1 protein-coding gene is annotated in these 3389 nt (G+C 67.0%); it reads right to left on the bottom strand.

Going from position 1 to position 3389, the window contains the following annotated elements; genetic code table 11:
• Positions 1 to 3389 (bottom strand): type I polyketide synthase (locus EV191_RS29955; protein ID WP_132881500.1); only part of this gene is annotated, 3389 nt, incomplete at both ends.

Below are 3389 nucleotides of genomic sequence, written 5' to 3'. Positions count from 1 at the left end.
GCACTCCGAATCACCCGCTGCTGCGAAGGACCATTCGGCGCCGTCAACCCATTCGACGCACCATCCGAATTCACCGCCGAACCACGAACAACCGCCAAGACCGGTAGCCCGTCCCGAATCGCATCCGACTGGCGGGCTAGCACTACCATCCCCACACCCTCAGACCAACCCACGCCGTCCGCGCCGGCCCCGAAAGCCTTGCACCGCCCGTCCGGCGCGAGACCACGCTGCTTGGAGAAGTCGATGAAGGCGCCCGGGGTGGACATTACGGCTACGCCGCCGGCTAGCGCCAGGGAACACTCGCCGGCACGCAGGGCCTGTGCGGCCAGGTGCATCGCGACCAGGGAGGACGAGCAGGCGGTGTCCACGGTCATCGTGGGGCCCTCGAAACCGAAGGTGTAGGCGACCCGGCCGGACACGACGCTTGGCGATGACCCGTTGCCACGAAATCCGGCGAACTCCTCGCCGGTGAGCAGGGCGGCGTAATCGTTGTACATGACACCGGCGAACACACCCGTTCGACTACCCCGCAACGACACCGGATCAACCCCGGAACGCTCCAACGCCTCCCACGACACCTCCAACAACAACCGCTGCTGCGCATCAGTCGCCACCGCCTCACGCGGACTCATCCCAAAAAACGCAGCATCAAAACCACCCGGATCCCGCAAAAACCCACCAGCACGCGCATACGACGTGCCGTCTTTGTCGGGATCCGGATCGGCCAGCGTATCGAGGTCCCAGCCGCGATCGGTGGGCAACGGCGTGATCGCGTCGATGCCATCGTGTACGAGCCGCCACAGGTCGTCCGGGCTTGCCACGTCGCCGGGGAATCGGCACGCCATACCCACGACGACGATCGGTTCGTCAGCGTGCTGCGTGGTGCCTGGTTCGGTCGGCGGCGTGTTTGCGGCGCCGTAGATTTCCTCGATCAGGTGGGCGACTAGTGCTTCCGCGGTCGGATAGTCGAAGATCAGCGTCGCGGGTAGTCGCAGGCCAGTTACCGTCGCGAGCCGGTTACGTAGCTCGACCGCGGTGAGCGAGTCGAACCCAAGGTCGCGAAAGGTGCCGTTGTGGTCAACGGTGCTGGCGTCGGTATGGCCGAGAACGGTGGCTACCTGGTTGGCGATGAGATCGAGCAGGAACGGTGCTCGTGCGTCGTCGGGTAGCTCCGACAACCGGGAGGCGAGCCCGGCGGCGACGGTGCCTGCGGCAACCGTGGCGCGCCGCAGTCGACCGCGGACCAGACCGCGCAACCTCGACGGCACCGTTTCGTGCGTGCGCAGCACGGCCAGATCGAGGCGGATCGGGATTAGCTGGGTGGCGCCGGCGCCGAGTGCCCGATCGAGGAGGGCGAGACCCTGCACGGTGGTCAGTGGCGGCATTCCGGCGCGGGCGAACCTTTCGCCGGCTCCGCCGGCCATCCCTTCCGTGTCCCAACCGCCCCAGGCGAGCGACACGGCTGACATGCCGAGCTGCTGTCGGTGGTGGGCCAACGCGTCCAGGAAGGCGTTCGCTGCGGCGTAGTTTGCCTGCCCGGCGCTGCCGAGGGTGCCCGCGGCCGAGGAGAACAGCACGAACCTGGCATCCGGCAACAACTCGTGCAGATTCCATGCCGCGTCCACCTTGGGTCGCAACACCGTGGCCACCCGGTCCGGGGTCAGGGATTCCACGATTCCGTCGTCCAGCACCCCGGCGGCGTGCACAACGGTGGACACGGTCTCTTCCACGAGTGCTGTCGCCAGCGCGTTGCGATCGGCAACATCACAGGTTTGCGCGCGAACCTGGTCCAGATCGGACAGTTCAGCCGGTATGTTCCCGGATCGGCTGAGCAGCAGGATATCCGCAGCGCCGTGTTTTTCTACCAGGTGTCGGGTGACGAGCCCGCCGAGGCTACCGCTGCCGCCGGTGACGACAATCGTGCCGCTATCCCATTCGCCGTCGGCGCCGACCGTGCGAGTGAGCCGTGGCGCGGTCAAGCCCTCCGCGGTAACGCGTATCTCGGGTTCCGTGCCGGCTACGGCCTCGTCAAGCAGTTCGGGTGTCCACCCCTCGGCCAGCTCGACGAGACCGAAACGTCCAGGTTGTTCGGCTTGGGCGGCGCGGACCATGCCGCCGACCACGGCCGTGGCCAAGTCGTCGGTGCGGATAACGAGAACGAGGCGTTCGTCCCGGTCTTCTTGGAGGAGGCCGAGAGTGCGTGCGGCGAGTTCGTGGGCTGCTGTGACCGGATCGTCGGTGGCGCTTTCCAGGTGCACGATCTGTGGCTGATCGCCGGCGTCTTCAGTGGACACCGGAACGTACTCAATTGTGTAGAGGTCGTCGAGTTTGCCAGTGTCGTGGCCGCGCGGCCGTAGGGTGAGCGCCCCGATGGACGCGATCGGCGCGCCGGAAAGGTCGATAATCTCGAGGGCCATTCCTTCACCGTTCGGCCGGAGCCGTACCCGGGCAGCGGTGGCGCCGCTGGCATGGACGTTCACGGCGGAGAAGCTGAACGGGACGCCGTCCGGCACGGCGCCAGTACTGAACGCACCGGCATGTAGGCAGGCGTCTAGCAGTCCCGGGTGTATGGCGTAGTGCGCGGCGTCCACGTGCCCTTCGGGTAGGGCGACTTCGGCGTAGACCTCGTCGCCCCGGCGCCAGGCGGCGCGCAGGCCTGCGAAGGCGGGCCCGTAGGCAAACCCGCCCTCGGCAAGTTCGGTGTAGAAGTTCGCGAGGTCAATCGGCTCGGCGCCGACCGGAGGCCATTGCGCGGCCTCGAAGCCACCACCGCCGGCGATCGGGGCTACCGTTCCGGAGGCGTTGATGTGCCACTGTTGTGCGGCATTTTCGGGGCGGCTGTGCACGGTGACCGTGCGAACTCCTGATCCGTCCGCCGTGCCGACTCGGACCTGGACGACCATGGCACCGTCGGCGGGGATTGCTAGCGGCGCGGCGAGCACCAGCTCGGTGATCTGCGCACAGCCTGCTTCGTCGGCGGCGCGGATCGCGAGTTCCAACAGGGCGGTGCCCGGAACCAGCACCTGGCCGTCGATGGTGTGGTCCGCGAGCCACGGATGTGAGTGTGTGGATAGACGTGCGGTGAACAGGTACTCGTCCTGATCCGCGAGTTCAACGGCCGCGCCGAGTAGTGGGTGGTCGGCTGGGCCGAGACCGGCGGAACGCACATCGCTGGCGCGGCGAGTTGGCGTGGGCCAGTACCACTGCTGCTGGAAGGCGTAGGTGGGCAGATCCACGAAAGTCGCCCCGGTGCCTGCGAATAGTGGCTGCCAGTCGACTGTAGCGCCGGTGACATGCAGGCGGGCCAAGGCGGTCAGTAGAGCGGTTTCTTCGTCTTGGTCTTTGCGCAGTGTCGGGATTCCGTCTACCAGTGCGGAGAGGGTGCCGTC

The organism is Tamaricihabitans halophyticus, from assembly GCF_004340875.1.
Taxonomy (GTDB): Bacteria; Actinomycetota; Actinomycetes; order Mycobacteriales; family Pseudonocardiaceae; genus Tamaricihabitans; species Tamaricihabitans halophyticus.
The sequence above is the reverse complement of the archived record's forward strand: the minus strand, read 5'-3'. Positions and strand labels throughout refer to the sequence as shown.